General features: G+C 62.5%; 17 protein-coding genes. 10 read left to right on the plus strand and 7 right to left on the minus strand.

The genetic code is table 11. The features are described from left to right. Nucleotides 1-9: 9 nt before the first annotated feature. Nucleotides 10-504, minus strand: a complete 495-nt coding sequence (locus tag IGS60_RS06660) for a MarR family winged helix-turn-helix transcriptional regulator (RefSeq protein WP_230503110.1) — start codon at nucleotides 502-504, stop codon at nucleotides 10-12. Next, complete coding sequence (locus tag IGS60_RS06665) at nucleotides 497-1,828, minus strand: S41 family peptidase (RefSeq protein WP_230503111.1); 1,332 nt, start codon at nucleotides 1,826-1,828, stop codon at nucleotides 497-499. Before IGS60_RS06665 ends, IGS60_RS06660 begins: the two co-directional genes overlap by 8 nt. A gap of 378 nt (nucleotides 1,829-2,206) precedes the next feature. On the opposite strand from IGS60_RS06665, the gene IGS60_RS06670 reads away from it, so the two are divergent. Together IGS60_RS06670 and IGS60_RS06675 are read left to right on the plus strand one after the other, a co-directional pair. Further along, nucleotides 2,207-2,434 (plus strand): hypothetical protein, encoded by a 228-nt coding sequence (locus IGS60_RS06670; protein WP_070288414.1) that lies wholly within the window; start codon nucleotides 2,207-2,209, stop codon nucleotides 2,432-2,434. 51 nt (nucleotides 2,435-2,485) lie between these two features. Beyond that, entirely contained in the window at nucleotides 2,486-2,875 is a 390-nt protein-coding gene (locus tag IGS60_RS06675; RefSeq protein ID WP_230503112.1) for a DUF6232 family protein, read from the plus strand. 26 nt (nucleotides 2,876-2,901) lie between these two features. Here the strand turns inward: IGS60_RS06675 and IGS60_RS06680 are convergent, their stop codons facing one another. Continuing rightward, on the minus strand, nucleotides 2,902-3,201 hold the full coding sequence (locus tag IGS60_RS06680; RefSeq protein ID WP_230503113.1) for a hypothetical protein: 300 nt from the start codon (nucleotides 3,199-3,201) through the stop codon (nucleotides 2,902-2,904). A 258-nt stretch (nucleotides 3,202-3,459) separates the two neighbouring features. Next, nucleotides 3,460-4,116: an SDR family oxidoreductase gene (locus IGS60_RS06685; protein WP_230503114.1), complete on the minus strand. Its 657-nt coding sequence runs from the start codon at nucleotides 4,114-4,116 to the stop codon at nucleotides 3,460-3,462. 570 nt (nucleotides 4,117-4,686) lie between these two features. Here IGS60_RS06685 and IGS60_RS06690 point away from each other — a divergent pair. Then, on the plus strand, nucleotides 4,687-6,099 hold the full coding sequence (locus IGS60_RS06690) for a chitinase (protein ID WP_230503115.1): 1,413 nt from the start codon (nucleotides 4,687-4,689) through the stop codon (nucleotides 6,097-6,099). Between the two features lie 36 nt (nucleotides 6,100-6,135). Here IGS60_RS06690 and IGS60_RS06695 read toward each other — a convergent pair whose 3' ends face one another. After that, entirely contained in the window at nucleotides 6,136-6,720 is a 585-nt protein-coding gene (locus IGS60_RS06695; RefSeq protein WP_230503116.1) for a TetR family transcriptional regulator, read from the minus strand. 92 nt (nucleotides 6,721-6,812) lie between these two features. Between IGS60_RS06695 and IGS60_RS06700 the strand changes: the two genes are divergently transcribed. Both IGS60_RS06700 and IGS60_RS06705 read left to right on the plus strand, forming a co-directional pair. Further along, a complete protein-coding gene (locus tag IGS60_RS06700) occupies nucleotides 6,813-7,214 on the plus strand; it encodes a nuclear transport factor 2 family protein (RefSeq protein ID WP_230503117.1) in 402 nt (133 codons plus the stop codon). A gap of 164 nt (nucleotides 7,215-7,378) precedes the next feature. Beyond that, nucleotides 7,379-7,807 carry a DUF2061 domain-containing protein gene (locus tag IGS60_RS06705; RefSeq protein WP_071650152.1) on the plus strand — a complete coding sequence of 143 codons (429 nt, stop codon included), beginning with the start codon at nucleotides 7,379-7,381 and terminating at the stop codon, nucleotides 7,805-7,807. Between the two features lie 91 nt (nucleotides 7,808-7,898). Here IGS60_RS06705 and IGS60_RS06710 read toward each other — a convergent pair whose 3' ends face one another. Continuing rightward, nucleotides 7,899-9,359 (minus strand): amidase, encoded by a 1,461-nt coding sequence (locus IGS60_RS06710; protein ID WP_230503118.1) that lies wholly within the window; start codon nucleotides 9,357-9,359, stop codon nucleotides 7,899-7,901. 101 nt (nucleotides 9,360-9,460) lie between these two features. Here IGS60_RS06710 and IGS60_RS06715 point away from each other — a divergent pair, with 101 nt between their 5' ends. From IGS60_RS06715 to IGS60_RS06725, 3 genes are all read left to right on the plus strand, one after another. Beyond that, nucleotides 9,461-10,384, plus strand: coding sequence for a LysR family transcriptional regulator (locus IGS60_RS06715; RefSeq protein WP_230503119.1), 924 nt, complete (start codon nucleotides 9,461-9,463; stop codon nucleotides 10,382-10,384). A gap of 243 nt (nucleotides 10,385-10,627) precedes the next feature. Further along, nucleotides 10,628-12,589 carry a c-type cytochrome gene (locus IGS60_RS06720; protein ID WP_230503492.1) on the plus strand — a complete coding sequence of 654 codons (1,962 nt, stop codon included), beginning with the start codon at nucleotides 10,628-10,630 and terminating at the stop codon, nucleotides 12,587-12,589. Nucleotides 12,590-12,670: 81 nt separating this feature from the next. After that, the gene (locus tag IGS60_RS06725; RefSeq protein ID WP_230503120.1) at nucleotides 12,671-13,951 is read left to right on the plus strand and encodes an NRAMP family divalent metal transporter; all 1,281 of its coding nucleotides are present in this window, start codon (nucleotides 12,671-12,673) and stop codon (nucleotides 13,949-13,951) included. A 3-nt stretch (nucleotides 13,952-13,954) separates the two neighbouring features. Here IGS60_RS06725 and IGS60_RS06730 read toward each other — a convergent pair whose 3' ends face one another. Further along, nucleotides 13,955-14,749, minus strand: a complete 795-nt coding sequence (locus IGS60_RS06730; RefSeq protein ID WP_230503121.1) for an SDR family oxidoreductase — start codon at nucleotides 14,747-14,749, stop codon at nucleotides 13,955-13,957. Between the two features lie 70 nt (nucleotides 14,750-14,819). Between IGS60_RS06730 and IGS60_RS06735 the strand changes: the two genes are divergently transcribed. Beyond that, the gene (locus IGS60_RS06735) at nucleotides 14,820-15,218 is read left to right on the plus strand and encodes a MerR family transcriptional regulator (protein ID WP_230503122.1); all 399 of its coding nucleotides are present in this window, start codon (nucleotides 14,820-14,822) and stop codon (nucleotides 15,216-15,218) included. Continuing rightward, nucleotides 15,215-15,865: an SMI1/KNR4 family protein gene (locus tag IGS60_RS06740; RefSeq protein WP_230503123.1), complete on the plus strand. Its 651-nt coding sequence runs from the start codon at nucleotides 15,215-15,217 to the stop codon at nucleotides 15,863-15,865. The genes IGS60_RS06735 and IGS60_RS06740 overlap by 4 nt, the downstream gene beginning before the upstream one ends. Nucleotides 15,866-15,910: the final 45 nt, after the last annotated feature.

The following is a 15,910-nucleotide window of genomic DNA, read 5'->3' on the forward strand; positions in this document are numbered from 1 at the left end:
GCTTGTGCGTCAGGTCAAACGCGCCGGGGAATGGATGCGCTTGTCCAGCGGCTTCTCGTTGAGCGCATCGGCGGCCCGGTCCACGAATTGCCTGACGTCCCCCACCTCGGCAAACAGGCCGGCATAGGCCGCCCGTATCAGCACCGTGCACTGCTCGAATTTCGCGAGCTGCGACAAGCCTTCCTCCGTGGGCTCCAATAGTCGTCGCCGGGCATCATTGTGATCGTTCCGATACCGTACGAGGCCCAGGCGGAGCAGCTTTGGTATCTTTTGCATGACCAGCTGGTGCGAATGTCCGAGTTCGCGCGCCAGATCCGCGGCGGAGGCCGTGCCGAGCGTTGCCAGGACAGTCATCAGCGAACACGAGCGAACCGGGATGACGATCCCCATCGTGTCGAAGACAGTCTTGGATTGCTCGGCGATCAGGACGCTCAGGCGTTCGACAGCGCGGCCGAGAAACACGGCGTCATCGATCGGGGCCGGTTGATGGTTTTTTTTAGTCAAGGCGTTTGTACCTCTGGATGCTGCCATCCTTGTTCACGCGTTCCAGCTCCGTCACTTTCCCGCGCAAGGTAGTCAGGCGGTATCGAAAATCCGACACGCCTTCCACCGCGAACAGGTTGGGACCGATCGGCTCAAGCGCGACCCGGAACCGTTCGCGCCAGAGATAGTAAAGCGTGCCATTGTCCAGGATGATCTGGCGGCCTTCGTATTTTCCGGCCGCTTTCGCCAACACAGCGGCATCGACGTGCGGGCGCTCGATCGCTGCCGTCAGGCTCGGGAGCAGCCAGGCAAGTTCGGTTCGCCTGGCGTCATCGGTCTTGGCCAGATGTTCAAGCGCCAGCTTGTGCGCCAGAGGAAGCGCGCGAATAGAGGGGCTAGGGATATCAGGTTGCACGCCGACACCTTCGAAATCGCCATGGTCCACGGGGTCCTGGATCTGGCCGATCGGCACTTGCACGAAAAAATCGTCGTTGAGCGGCTTGCGCGCAACCGGATGCGCACCGCCGGCGGTCCGCTCCCCGATCAGCGTCGCCCGCCCGAGCTTTTTCATCGCATAGGAAAACCATTCTGCGGAGGAAAACGATGTGGAGCCGGTCAGGATATAGACGGGCTTGTCCACCATGCGCTTGCCCGGCAGGCCCGGCAGCACCCATTGTCCGCGCTGGATACGCTTGCCATCCTCATTGTAATAATAGTCGAAGAGCAGCTGGTCTTTCTCGCTGGAGAAGAAATAGCTGGCCAGGAATTGCGCCATTTCCAGATGTCCGCCATTGTTATAGCGCAAATCGATGATGACGGCATCCGTATTGCCGACGAAGCGCATAACGGACGCGGCCGTATCATAGGCAAGCTCGGGATCGGCAAAATAGCTGAACCGTATATAACCGATATTGCCCTTCAGGCGAGCGACCTCGTCGAAACCGAAATTGCTCTCTTCCAGCCTGCTCAATTCTTCTTTTCGTATCTTGGCCTTGAGCGCCGGGTTGGCTTTCGCCTTGAATTCCGCGATCCATTGGGAGTCGGCTCCCACCAGGAAATGCAGGTCGCCGCTGACTTTGATGAGATCGTCGGTCAGCTTGCTCGCAAACTCTGCCTTCGTCGCCGCCGAATCATAATCTCCCTTTTTCAGCCGCTCCTGTAGCACGGGCGCAATTTTTCGTGTGATGTCCGGAAACGCGTAGTTCGTATTCAAGGTGCTGTCGAGCGAGGCGATGATCGCGCCTTTTTCGTCTCGCGAGATGCCCGGTACCTCGGCAAAAGCCCCAGATGCGCAAATGACGGACAGCGCCGACAGCGCTTGAAGCAGACATGAGTGATAGCGCATTCTGATGTTTCTCCCCGATGAGACTCAAGAATACAATATATTGCGCAATATGTTGTATAAAAAATTGAACAACATCGGGCGGGCGGTTTCCAGCTGGCGCCTGACGCACTGCGCGCTGACGGCCGCGTCAATCCGGTATCCAATTCGCGTGTCCTGGGCGATGAAGCGGAACACTTGCTGCTCGCGTTGCTCAATGCTGGTGTGCCACCAACCAGGATGAGTAGCGCTCAGTGATTAAGCGTGAATGGCCGGATATTCAGACCGACGAAACGCCGAGCGCATGCGGGACGCAGGAAGTGCAGACATGCAGGAAGGGCGGCCTTCGCGAAGGCATGACGCAACCAGTGTGAAGCCCCCCGGCGTAACTGTTCAGAACAGATGGGCCAAGTCCACGTCCGTGACCCGAACCATTTCGGCTTTGGCGTGGCCGGGGCGCACAAGGTCGCCAGTTACATAGCAAAGTACTGTGGCAAGGAAATGCAGTGCAGGGCGCTTGACCAGAAACGCTACTTCCGCTCCAAGGGCATTGTGGTACCTGTCATGTACAAGCAGCGCAAGGCGGCAAACGTGCTGAACGACCGTTACCCGATGGCGTACAAGAGCTAGGCCGTATCGAGAATTCTTGATAACATTGAATCTCATTACTTGGGAGAAACAATGAGCGGCGCAGCAGAAACCACGTATTACACGAATCACAGGGTAACCGTCACAAATGCCCGTTTCAGGGTCGATGGCGAAACTCATGCAATAAGTGGCATTACATCGGTCAAGCTGGAGGTGAAAAAACCGAATAGGATTTTGCCAGCGGCACTCATAATTTTTGAATTATTGGCGCTCACAAGTGGCAAGAACTTGGCAACTCTATCTATCTGGCACTGGGCCATTATCTTGCTTCCAGGGCTAATTTGGATGTGCTTTCAACGAACTCACTATACGGTAACGCTTGCCAGCGCGTCCGGGGAGCATCGGGCCTTGAAAAGCAAGGTAAAGCCGTTCGTGAGCGAGGTGGTCGAAGCGATAAATCAAGCTATTGTCCGTCGAGCATAGAAAGGGCCCGCAGATCGCGGGCCTTTTTACATGATGGCGTGCATGGCCAGGCGGGCATGCCATGGGCGGGACGGGCGATCCTTGATTGCGTCGAACAGGTCATGAAGCTTCGCATGGCGCACCTTGGCGGCTACATCGTAGCCGCGCACGTAGTTGCCGAAGGCTCGTGGACTGAGGTGTAGCGGCGCGACGGATGCCACCCAATCGTATAAATCGTCCTCGATGACGGCAATCTCTCCGAAGAGGTCGATTGCTGGCTGGCGTAGCTGGTAGGAAAAATAAGCTGCTGGCGGCCTCGGCTTGCGGCGGGTTGTTGTCTTTTTCATTCGGATATAATGCCCGGCGACTTGGGGCGGCAATGCGAGGAATAGAGGCTGTTTGGCGTTTTACATAATTTCGTAAAAAGCTAGACTTTTTCGAGGAACTGCATGTACTGCTTTGATTCTGCACTCTTTTAGCTATTTTACATAATATAAATTATGCGAAGTTATGGACGGATTTGTCAAATCCCCCGTTTTGCAACTTATACAATCGCAAATGCGATTTTGGCCCTTTGCGCGCCGCTGTCGCCGGCGGCGCACCAGCTACATGAAATACGGCTTGTCCCCGTCCGTGTTCGGTTTGTTCACGCCCAGGTTGGCGTGCATGTGCAGGTCTGGCGCTGCGATGATGCTGGCGATCAGGTCCGCCACGCTCCTGCGCGATACCACGGTGCCTTTGAATGGCGCGTGGCGTGTCGTCAGTTCGTAGTCGACTTCGTCTTCGTTCGTCATCCAGGCTGGGCGCACGATGGTGTATGCCAGGCCCGATGCTTCGATGGCGTCGGCGGCGCGGCGGAATGGTTTCAGGTCTTCGGCCAGCATGGCGTTGTTCCACTCGCCGAATTTGCCGGGAACTTCATCGTAGATGCCCATCGACAGGACGAAAATCAGGCGTTCGACGCCCGAGGCCCGCATGGCGGCAATGATGCTGTTGGCCTGGTGTTCCATGTCGTCGCCCACCAGATTGGCGTAGACCACGTCGTGACCGGGCATCGTTTGCCGCAGCAAAGCCTGGTCCAGCACGTCACCGGCCAGCACGCTGCTGTTGGCCGGGACTGGCGTTGGCAGCTTGCCGGGATTGCGCAGCAACAGCGTCAAGGCGAAGTCTTTACGGCCCGCGAAGGCGCGGATGACCCACTGCGCCACCTGTCCGCCTGCACCCAGTATCAATATCTTTTTCATCGTTATCGTTTTCGTCATGGCACGCTGCCATGCAGGAAGTTACAGCCTTTCTTCGACGAAAGGAACACGGCGCGCTTGAAAAAAGACAAAACGCTCCATGAGCGCCAGCCCATCGCCTTGTCTAGCGGTAGATTGCTGGCCTTGTAATTTCAATGAAATCAGGTGCTTGTCGACTATGTTGAATGAGAAGTCTCAACATTGGATAAGCAATCAGGAAACCCGCATGACCCGCTCGCATCCACGCCCGGCGCTTCTTTTAGCGCATTGCCGCCGCTTTCTGTCGCTGCTGGACGTGTCGCGTGCCGCATGCCGATTTGCGCCAGGAAACAATACCGCAGCCGCGGAGAGAGTCATCCTCCCTTCCCCGCCCTGCTCCCGGCACCATACCAGCGCACCGGAAAATAGGCACTGGTATGGCACGCATCGCCCATCCGACGGGGAAAGTCCGCAACTGGTATTGTGATTTTGCACAAACAATAAAACCAGTTGACTACCACCTGCAATGCTTGCACTCTGAAAAATCGGACGGTGATAAACCGGCTCGGCCATGAAAAAAATACACAAGGAGACGCAATGAACCGGACAGTCATGAATACCCTCATCCTTACCCTCTTCGGCGGGACGTTGGCCGCTTGCGGCGGGGGCGACGGCTCCAGCGCAGGCGCAAGCCAGCTGCTGGCCGGCGCCACCGAAGCGGTCGCCTGCTACACGCCATGGAACAGCGGCACCGCCTACAACGGCGGCGGCAAGGCCAGCTACAACAACGTCAATTACACGGCCAACTGGTGGACGCAAGGCAATAACCCGTCGACCAGCAGCGGCGGCGCCGGCAGCGGCCAGCCCTGGACGGTGGTGGGAGACTGCGGTACGCCGACACCGACACCGACTCCTACCCCGACGCCTACGCCAACACCCACCCCCACCCCGACACCGACGCCAACACCTACCCCGACTCCAACGCCTACCCCAACACCGACTCCAACACCGACTCCAACACCGACTCCAACACCGACTCCAACGCCTACACCTACACCTACACCTACACCTACACCTACCGGCCTGGCCAAGCACGCGCTGATCGGCTACTGGCACAACTTCACCAACCCCAGCGGCGCCACGTATCCGATCAGCCAGGTCAGCGACGACTGGGACGTGATCGTCGTCTCGTTCGGCGACAACGCGGGCGGCGGCAATGTCAGCCTGACCATCGATCCGGGCGCGGGCACGGAAGCGCAGTTCATCGCCGACGTGGCCGCCAAGCGGGCGAAAGGCAAGAAAGTCATCCTGTCGCTGGGCGGGCAAAACGGTTCCGTTTCCGTCGGCAACACGGCCGAAGCGACGAATTTCACCAACAGCCTGTACGCCATCATCACCAAATACGGTTTCGATGGCATCGACCTGGACCTGGAAAACGGCGTGGCGCAGGGCGCGGCCATCCAGACCTATCTGCCGATCGCCGTGAAAAACCTGAAAGCCAAGGTCGGCAGCAGCTTTTATTTGTCGATGGCGCCGGAATGGGTGTACGTGGAAGGGGGCTACACGAGCTACGGCAGCATCTGGGGCGCCTACATTCCCATCATCAATGCCTTGCGCAGCGAGCTGACGGTGCTGCACCCGCAGTACTACAACAACGGCGACATCTACACGCCGTACGCCACGGGTGCCATCAAGGCGGGCTCGGCCGACCAGCTGGTGGCCACGGCGCGCATGCTGATCGAGGGTTTTAACTATGGCGGCAACACCTTCGCCGGCTTGCGTCCGGACCAGGTGGGCTTCGGCGTGCCATCGGGCCGCAGCTCGGCCGGTTCCGGTTTCACGACGAATGCCGACGTCAGCAACGCCCTGAATTGCCTGACGCGCCTGCTCAACTGCGGCACCATCAAGCCTCTGCAGGCGTATCCGGACTTCCTCGGCGTGATGACGTGGTCAATCAACTGGGACCGCCACGACGGCTATAACTTCTCCGTGCCGACGAAGAATGTCCTGAAAACCTTGCCGTAAGCGGCATTGCCCGACTGCGCATGCGGGCTTTGCCGCTCACATGCGCAGCAGCGCCGCACCCAGCACGCGCATCTGCAGCGCAATGCCGTGGCGCAACGCCTCCCCTCCCCCCTGCGTGTGCTTGATGCCATCCATGGTGGCCACCAGCAAGGCGGCCACTTGCGCGGCAGTGGCGTCCACCCGGCGCAGCGCGATGTCACCCGCCGATTCCGCCTGTTCCAGCGCGCCGGCCAGCGACGCCACCAAGGTTGCCCGCGCCGTCAAGGTGATGTCGGCGGCCAGGGTCATGTTGGCGTCGAACAATTCCTGTCCGTGGGCGCTGGCGGAAATTTCCGCCATCAAGCCTTGCTGGAATGCCAGCAAGGCCGTTTCGATGCGCGCAAGAACGGGAGCGGGCTCGGCCATCGCCGCCGCCACGTGCGCCATGACGGTGGCATGGGCCCGTTCGGAGCCGGCGCGGAACACGTCTTCCTTGTTCTTGAAGTGCAAATACAGCGCCGCGCGCGACATGCCGGCCGCCTGCGCGATGTCGAGCATGGACGTCTTGCGGTAGCCGTAGCGGCAAAACACGGCCAGGGCGGCATCGAGGATGAGCTGGCTTTTCAGGGTATCGTTCGTCATCCAGTCATGTTGACACTTTGAGTATATAGTGTCAACATGACTTTTGGACAAAAACCGTCAAAATGTCAATCACCTACCCGAACAGGACTGCCATGCACGATTTCAATGCCGCACCGATTGAAGAGCAGCAGATGGACCTGCTGCGCCATACGGAACGCAGCCGCTTGCGCGCCCTCGTGGCCGCCGATACGCAGGCGGCGCGCGCCCTGCATGCCGATGACTTCCAGCTGATCACGCCCATCGGCAGCATGCTGTCACGGGAACACTACCTGGGCGCCATCGCCTCCGGCCACATGCGCTATCTGAGCTGGGAGCCGGACGCGATCAGCGTGCGCCTGTACGACACGGCCGCCATCCTGCGTTACTCGGCGCAACTGGAAATCGTCTTTGGCGGACACGCCGTGCCGCGCGCCCGCTACTGGCATATGGATAGCTATGAGTGGCGCGATGGACGCTGGCAAGCCGTCTGGTCGCAGGCGACGGCCATACGCTGACGGCGATGCCTGCAGCGGGATACGCCCGCAGCATGGGTAATTGATATTTCCAAATCAATAGATGAAATCTATCGATCCGGTTGAAATATTTCACTTCCTTTTGTAAATGAGAATCGTTACTATCTAAATCAAGGATAAGCGAATTCAACAGAAAGGAGCGTCCCTTGTTTACAGCCATCAAAACATTCAGCCAGGTGTGCACGCACATGTCGATCGCCTTCGGCCTTGCCTATTTGCTGACGGGCTCGCTGGCACTCGGTGGCCTGGCCGCAATCATCGAACCGATCATCAATGTGGGCCTGCTGCCGTGGCATGAAAAAGCCTGGCACGCGATCCGCCGCCGCTACGCGGCCAGCCGCCTGGGCTTTGCCGCCCTGGCTGGTGAAAAGCTGAGCCAGACGGCCATGCACATGGGCGTCGCTTTCAGCGTCATGTACTGGGCCACGGGTTCCATGGCCTTCGGCGGCTTGCTGGCCGTGGTCGAGCCCATCTGCAACGTGATCGTGCTGCCCTTCCACGACCGGCTGTGGGAACGATTTCGTTTCCGTATGGAAGGCCGGGGCGCGGCGCAGCTGACTACGATGCCCACCTGATACTTTTCACCCAAGAACAAGGACTGGGGTGGGACCTGGCGGGTCCGACCCCGGCTTCTTGTCGCTGGCCAAGCCGCTATGGTGGCCGGTTTCAGCCGTCCGCAAGGCGTGCCTGCACCTTGCCCGCCCACACAGGCGGCCGCCTTGGAAGCCATGGCGCCGCCCGCTCCAGCTGGCCCGCCAGGCGCAGCAAGGTTCCATCGTTTCCATACCCGGCCATGAACTGCATGCCGATTGGCAAGCCATCATTGGACATGCCCAGCGGCACGGACATGGCCGGCAAGCCCGCCACGTTGGCCAGCGGCGTGTACGGCGAATGCTCGAACAGGCGCGCCGTCCAGCCCAGCCCATCGAGCTTTTCCTCGTTTTCTCCATAGCACCCCAGTTGCCACGGCATATCCGGCATGGTGGGCGTGAGCAGCACGTCGTACTGCTCAAACAAGGCGCCGGTCTGACGCGTGACGGTGTTGCGCACGTCGAGGGCGGCCACGAAATCGACGGCCGACACCGTCTGCCCGTAGCGGTAGCAGGCCAGGGTCGCCGGTTCCAGCGTATCAAGCGACACGGCGCGCCCGCTCTCGTGCGCCAGGCCGGCTATCCACGGCACCAGGTTGGCGCACCAGATGCTAGCATTCGCCTGCACGAAGGCTGGCCACGACACGCCCAGCGCAGGCGACACTTCTTCCACGTGGTGGCCCAGGCTTTCCAGCAGACGCACGGTGTCTTGCAGCGCGACATCGATGGCAGGCACGGGCCGGGCGCCATTGCTGGCGGTCCGCTGCACGGCGATGCGCAGCTTGCCCGGCGCCACGCTCACCTGCGACAGCCAGCTGTGGCCGGGAGGATTCGTCACATACGGCTCGCCCGGCAGCACGCCCTGCACGCAGTCGAGCAAGGCGGCGCTGTCGCGCACGCTGCGGCTCACGCCCAGCTGCACGCCCAGGCCGCAGAAGATTTCGTCCATGGCGGGGCCATTCGACACCCGTCCCCGGCTGGGCTTGAAGCCGAACAGGCCCGTCGAGGCGGCGGGCACGCGGATGGAGCCGGCCGCATCCGTCGCATGCGCCAGCGGCACGATGCCGGCCGCCACGGCCGCCGCCGCGCCGCCGCTGGAGCCGCCCGCGCTCAGGTGGACGTTCCACGGGTTGCGCGTGGCGCCATATAAGACCGGTTCGGTGGTGGTGGCAAACGCCATTTCCGGCGTGCTGGTGCGGCCGAACGTCGCCAGGCCGGCGGCGCGGAACTGCGTCATCAGATGGGAATCGGCGGACGCGACATGGCCGGCGCCCAGGCGGCTGCCCGCTTCGCTGCGCTGGCCCGCCATGGTGACGGCCACATCCTTGATCAGGAATGGCACGCCGGCGAATGGCGCGGTGCCGTCCACCTGCGATACATCGGCCGGCCACAGCTCGACCACGGCATTGATCTGCGGATTGACGGCGGCGCAGGCGCGCTGGGCTGCGTCGTGCAATTCGGCGGCGGAAACGGCGCCTTCGCGCAGCAGCTGGGCCAGTCCTAATCCATCAAAGCTTGTATATTCATGGAGTTGCATCAGTTAGTTCCTGTAAAAGGTGAAAAGTAAAAGTCACAGGAACCACTGTAGGGCTTGCGTTATCATAGCGGAAATGAATAGTTGTTATACAAGGTATAGTCATGGACAATTTGCGCAAGCTGGACCTGAACCTGCTGCTGACCCTCAACGCCCTGCTGATCGAGCGCAACGTGACGCGGGCGGCCGCGCGGCTGCACCTGAGCCAGCCCTCCGTCAGCGTGCAACTGGGCAAGCTGCGCGCGGCCTTTGACGATCCGCTGCTCTTGCCCGGTCCGCGCGGCATGCTGCCCACGGCGCGGGCGCTGGCCCTGCTGGCGCCCTTGCAAGCCGTGCTGGCCCAGCTGGAACAGGTCTTGCAGCCCGAAGCGGCCTTCGATCCGGCCACGGCCCAGGTGCGCTGGAACCTGGCGGCGGCCGACGCCGCCGAATATGCGATCCTGCTGCCGATGCTGCCCGCCCTGCGCGCGCAGGCGCCCCTGTCGCGCATGGCCGTGTTCGAAGCCGTGCCGGCGCGCATGGCGCAGGACCTGGAAACGGGCCAGGTCGACCTGGGTTTCCTGGCGCAGGAAGAAGCGCCGCCCGGCTTGCGCCACCGCACGCTGTTCACTGAACACTACGTGCTGGCGGGCCGCCACGACCACCCGCTGCTGCAATCGCCGCCCAACCTCGACCAGTTCTGCGCGCTGGAATTCGTCGTCGTCTCGCCCAACGGCGGCGGTTTCCGCAGCAACGTCGATACGGCACTGGAAAAGCTGGGGCGCACGCGCAAGGTGGTGCTGTCCGTGCCGCATTTCCTGATCGTGCCGCCCTTGCTGACAGCGTCCGACATGGTGGCCCTGCTGCCGTCGCGCCTGCTGAAGAATGCGCTGGGCGCGCTGCGCACATGGGAGCCGCCCGTCGCCCTGCCCGACTACGAAATGGCCATGGTCTGGCACGAACGCATGCACCTGGACCCGGCGCACCGCTGGCTGCGCGAACGCATCCTGGCCAGCTTGCAGGCGCCGCTACACGATTTCCCGCTATAAAACACTAGGGAAGATTACCTAGTTGCTCGAAAGAAATTCCCAATGTTCGCCGTGGTGACGACTGCGTAAGCTTGCGCGTAATAATAAAGGGTCACCATGAACGCCATTTCCATCCTGCACCGCGGTTCGCGCCGCCCTCCCGCTTTTTCCTTTTCGATCACTGCCTGGCTGGCGGCAATGCTCCTGGGCATGCTGGCGTTCTGCGCCAACGCCAGGGCGGCACCCGCCGCCGCGCCCGCCAGGATGCCCGCAGCCTCGGCCGAGCTGATCAAGCGCGGCGAATACGTCGCCCGCCTTGGCGACTGCGTGGCCTGCCACACGAGCCCGAACGGCGCCGCCATGGCCGGCGGCCTGGAACTGAAAACGCCGTTCGGCACCATCTACAGCACGAATATCACGCCCGACGCGAAGACGGGCCTGGGCACGTACACGTTTGCCCAGTTCGACCGCGCCATGCGCAAGGGCGTGGCTGCGGACGGCCACAATCTGTACCCGGCCATGCCCTACCCTTCCTACGCGAAGATCACGCCCGACGACATGCAGGCCCTGTACGCCTATCTGCAGCGCGGCGTGGCGCCCGTGGCGCAGCAAAACCGCGAAACGGACATGAAATGGCCGTTCAGCATGCGCTGGGGCTTGTCGCTGTGGAACGCCGTCTTCCTCGACGACGCGCCATTCAAGCCCGACAGCGCCAAGTCAGCCCAGTGGAACCGGGGCAGCTACCTGGCCCAAGGGTTGGGCCATTGCGGCTCCTGCCACACGCCGCGCGGCGTGGCTTTCCAGGAAAAAACCATGGGCCAGGATGGCGGCAGCGGCAAGCATTACCTGTCCGGTTTTACCTTCGACGGCTGGCATGCGGTGAACCTGCGCAATCTGTGGACGCCGGGCGACATCGTGCAATTGCTGAAAACGGGCCGCAACAGTTTCGGCACGGCGGCCGGCAGCATGACGGAAGTCATCACGCACAGCACGCAATACTTCACGGATGCCGACCTCGACGCGCTGGCGCACTACCTGCACGGCTTGCCGGCCAAGGATGGGGCGGCCGCGCCGCCGAAGAAAACGGCGCCCGTCGTGGCGGCCAGCAACGATGCCCTGTACAACACGCGGGGCGGCCTGGGCTACCTGCAGTTTTGCGCCACCTGCCACCGCCGCGACGGCCGTGGCGTGGACAACATCTTCCCGCCGCTGGCGCAGAACGACTCGGTGCAGTCGAAGGACGCCACCACCGTCATCCATATCGCGCTGACGGGCTGGCAGTCGGCCGTCACGCAGCACTCGCCCCGCTCGTTCGGCATGCCCGCGTATGACCGCCTGTCGGACACGGAACTGGCGGAAATCCTCACCTTTGTGCGCGGCAAGTGGGGCAACCAGGGCGCACCGGTGACGCCCGCGCAGATCGCCAAGGTGCGCAAGGAGCTCAAGCTCAAGGCGCCGGACGCGGGCGGCTTCGTCACGCCCCGCTTCGCCGCCCTGACGGCCGATCCGAACGCCAGTCAGTTAATCCACGGCATGCAACTGATGACGGAAACGCGCGCCCGCCTGCCGCAAAACGTGGGCAACGACCTCAATTGCAGCAGCTGCCACCTGAATGGCGGCACGGTGGCCGGCGGTTCGCCCTTCCTCGGCATTTCCGCCTTCTTCCCGTCGGAAGCGCCGCGCGCCGGCAAGGTCATCAGCCTGGGAGAGCGCATCAATGGCTGCTTCCGCCGCTCCATGCACGGCAAGCCTCTGCCCGTGGACGGCCCCGACTTGCAGGCGATGGTCGCCTACATCGACTGGATGAAGGGCGCCACGCAGGCGGGCGACAAGGTGGCGGGACGCGGCGTGGCGAAGATCGACCGCGCTCTGCTGCCCGATCCCGTGCATGGCAAAAAAGTGTATGCCGAGCAATGCGCCGTCTGCCATGGCGCGAATGGCGAAGGCATCCGTGGCGCCAACGGCGTCGTCGCCTTCCCGCCGCTGTGGGGTGACCGTTCCTTCAACATTGGCGCCGGCATGGCCCGCACCTACACGGCGGCCGGCTTCGTCAAGGCCAATATGGTGATGGGCCATGGCCAGAAATTCCCGCTGGGACAAGGCAACCTGTCCGACCAGGACGCCGTCGACGTGGCCGAATATTTTACGCACATGCCCCGTCCGGACTTCCCCGACAAGGTCAAGGATTGGCCCAAGGGCGGCAAGCCCAAGGATGCGCGCTACTGACGCGTGAATTTTCCGGGCGGCGCCCTTCTGGACGCCGCCCGCCTGTGATACGCTGCTCGCTCCATCACGCAGGAGCGACGCATGCAGACCGACAGCGGCCGGGCCGACCCATCCGACACCTGGCTGGGCAAGCTGGGCCCCGGCCTGATCACAGGCGCGGCCGATGACGACCCCAGCGGCATCGCCACGTATTCGCAGGCGGGCGCGCAGTTCGGTTTCGGCATGCTGTGGACCGTCTGCCTGACGTTCCCCCTGATGCTGGGCATCCAGGTCATCAGCGCCAAGATCGGCCGGGTCAGCGGCCACGGGCTGGCAACGAACATCCGCCGCCACTATCCGAAATCCTTGCTGTACGCCATCGTCAGCTTGCTGCTGCTGGCCAATGTCATCAATATCGCCGCCGACGTGGCCGCCATGGGCGATGCCCTGACCTTGATCATCGGCGGCCCCACGCATCTGTACGCCGTGGGCTTCGGTTTGCTGTCGCTGCTGCTGCAAGTCTTCATTCCCTATCAACAGTACGTGCGCATCCTGAAATGGCTGACCCTGGGCTTGCTGGCCTATGTGGCCACCGTGCTGACCGTGCACATTCCCTGGGGCGAAGTGGCGCTGCGCACGGTCTGGCCACAGTTCGCCTGGTCGGCCGCCTCGGTGACCATGATCGTGGCCGTGTTCGGCACCACGATCAGCCCTTACCTGTTTTTCTGGCAAGCCTCGCAGGAAGTGGAAGACTTGCAGGCCGATGCCAGCGCGCAAGCCTTGCGCCGCGCGCCGGAACAGGCGCCACGGCAATTCCAGCGCATCAAGATGGACACGGCCATCGGCATGGGCTTTTCCAACCTGGTGGCCTTCTTCATCATGCTGACGACGGCCGTGACCCTGGGCGCGCAAGGCATCACGCACATCGATACGTCCGCCCAGGCCGCTTCCGCCCTGCGCCCCATCGCGGGCGACTTCGCCTTCGCCCTGTTCAGCCTGGGCATCATCGGCACGGGCTTGCTGGCCATTCCCGTGCTGGCCGGCTCGGCCGCCTACGCCATGGCCGGCGCCTTTCACTGGAAAAACAGCCTGGAACTGGCGCCCCGGGCCGCCAAGAAGTTTTACGGCATCATCGTCACGGCCACCGTGATCGGCGCCGCCCTGTGCTTTTCGCCACTCGACCCCATCAAGGCCCTGTACTGGAGCGCCGTCATCAACGGTGTCATTTCCGTGCCGATCATGGCCCTGATGATGGTGATGGCCTCGCGCCCCGCCATCATGGGCACCTTGACCATTTCGCGCCGCCTGCGGGCGCTGGGCTGGCTGTCGACCATCGTCATGGCGACGGCCGTGCTGGCCATGTTCGCCACCATGGCGTTCTGATGCCTAGGCCGCCTTCGGCTTGAGCATGCCTTCCACGATGCCCAGCACGGTCTGGCGCGGCAGCAAGCGCGGCAGCCAGGCCAGCAGCCGGTTCGGGCGGCCCGCCACGTGGCTGCTGCGGCCCCGGTCCAGCGCGCGCAGCGCTTCGTCGACGACCGTTTGAGGATCCATGCGCTTGCCCACGGCCGCTTCGGGCGCGGCCACGACATCGAAGAAAGCCGTGTCCGTGGCGCCCGGGCACAAGCCCAGCACGCGCACGCCGCGGCTGCGGTTTTCCGCCCACAGCGCTTCCGAGAACGACAGCACGAAAGCCTTGCTGGCGCCGTAGACCGCCATGTAGGGATCGGGCTGCAGGGCCGCCGTGGACGCCACGTTGATGATGGCGCCCCGTCCTTGCGCCAGCATGTGCGGCAAGGCGCAGTGCGTCATTTCCATCAGGGACGTGCAATTGACGGTCACTTCGCCGACTTGCCGTGCAAGATCGATGCTTTCGAAGCGGCCATGCGTGGCGAAACCCGCGTTATTGATCAGCACGTCGGGCGGCATGCCCAGCGCGCAGACCTGCGCATGGGCTTGTGCGGCGGCGCCAGGCAGGCTCAGGTCCGCCACCAGCGCGTGCGCGCGGATGCCGTGGCGCTTGGCAAGGTCGGCGGCCAGCGTTTCGAGCACGGCGCCGGAGCGGGCCAGCAGCAGCAAATGCGCGCCGCGCGCGGCCAGGGTTTCCGCAAAGACGCGGCCGATGCCGGACGAGGCGCCCGTGATCAGCACGGTCTGGTTGGTGTAGTTGAAGGCGGTCATGGCAGCGGTGTGTAGTTGAAAGTGTTTCTACTGTAAACTGTAGACTTTAGTCCACGGTCAAGGGGAATCGATGCGTATCGGAGAAATCACCCGCCTGACGGGCGTCAGCAAGGATACGGTGCGCTTTTACGAGCGCCAGGGGCTGCTGGACGAAGCGCCGCAGCCGGGCCTGACGAATAACTACAAGGAATATTCGGCGCAAGCCTTGCGCCGCATCGAGCTGATCGGCCACGCCAAGGCGCTGGGCTTTACCTTGAAGGAAATCGCCGAGGTCATTGCCGTATGGCAGGAAAATGCGCTCGATGCGCAAACCAAGCGGGCCATGCTGGAAACGAAAATCGCGCAGATCGACGACAAGGCCCGCTCGATGGCCGTGCTGCGGGCCGGACTCGTCGATGCGCTGGCCAAGGTGGAGACGGGCTGCAAGGATGGCGTGGCGGCCGCAGGAAACTACAAGGATAATCAATGACTTATTACACGCAATACCGCCACCTGGCGCTCGAGGGCGCCAAGCCCGCCCCCACGGCACAGCAGATCGCCGCCATCGAAGCCCTGCTGGAAGCGCCGTTGCCGCCCGCCTTCCTGGCCTTCCTGCAAGCGGCCAACGGCGCCTGGTTCGACTACACCACTGATGTGCCGGACGGCAATGGCGGCGTGGAAAAAATGGGTTTCAATACCTTTTTCAGCGCCGACGAAGGCGATTTCTGCGACGAAACCTTGGTCGGCGAAATCCGCGCCGCGCGCAAGCATACGGACATGCCGGTGCGCATCCTGCCGTTCGCCCGCGATGGCGGCAATTCCATGGTTTATCTGGATCTGACGGAGGAAGGCGGCGGCCGCGTGCTGGCGTATGTGCAGGAGTTACCGGACTGGACGGGCAAGCGCGCCCATGGCCTGATGGAACTGGCGCCTTCATTCGACGCGTGGCTGGACAGCCTGTATATCGACCGCGACACGGTGCTTGACGAACTCGAACACAGCGTCTCGGAACCGTCGCACCTGGACGCGATGGCGGAATGGCTCGATATCGGCATGCCCGCGTGGCGCCGCGATGCCGGCATTGCCGCCTTATTTGCCCTGAAGCAAGTCGAACTGTGCGCTAACGAACAGGACTAATCCTACGGGCATGATCGCGACTGTCCTATGGGTGTGCGCAGGCTG

Source organism: Janthinobacterium sp. FW305-128 (assembly GCF_020858135.1).
In the GTDB taxonomy this organism is placed as follows: Bacteria; Pseudomonadota; Gammaproteobacteria; order Burkholderiales; family Burkholderiaceae_D; genus Janthinobacterium.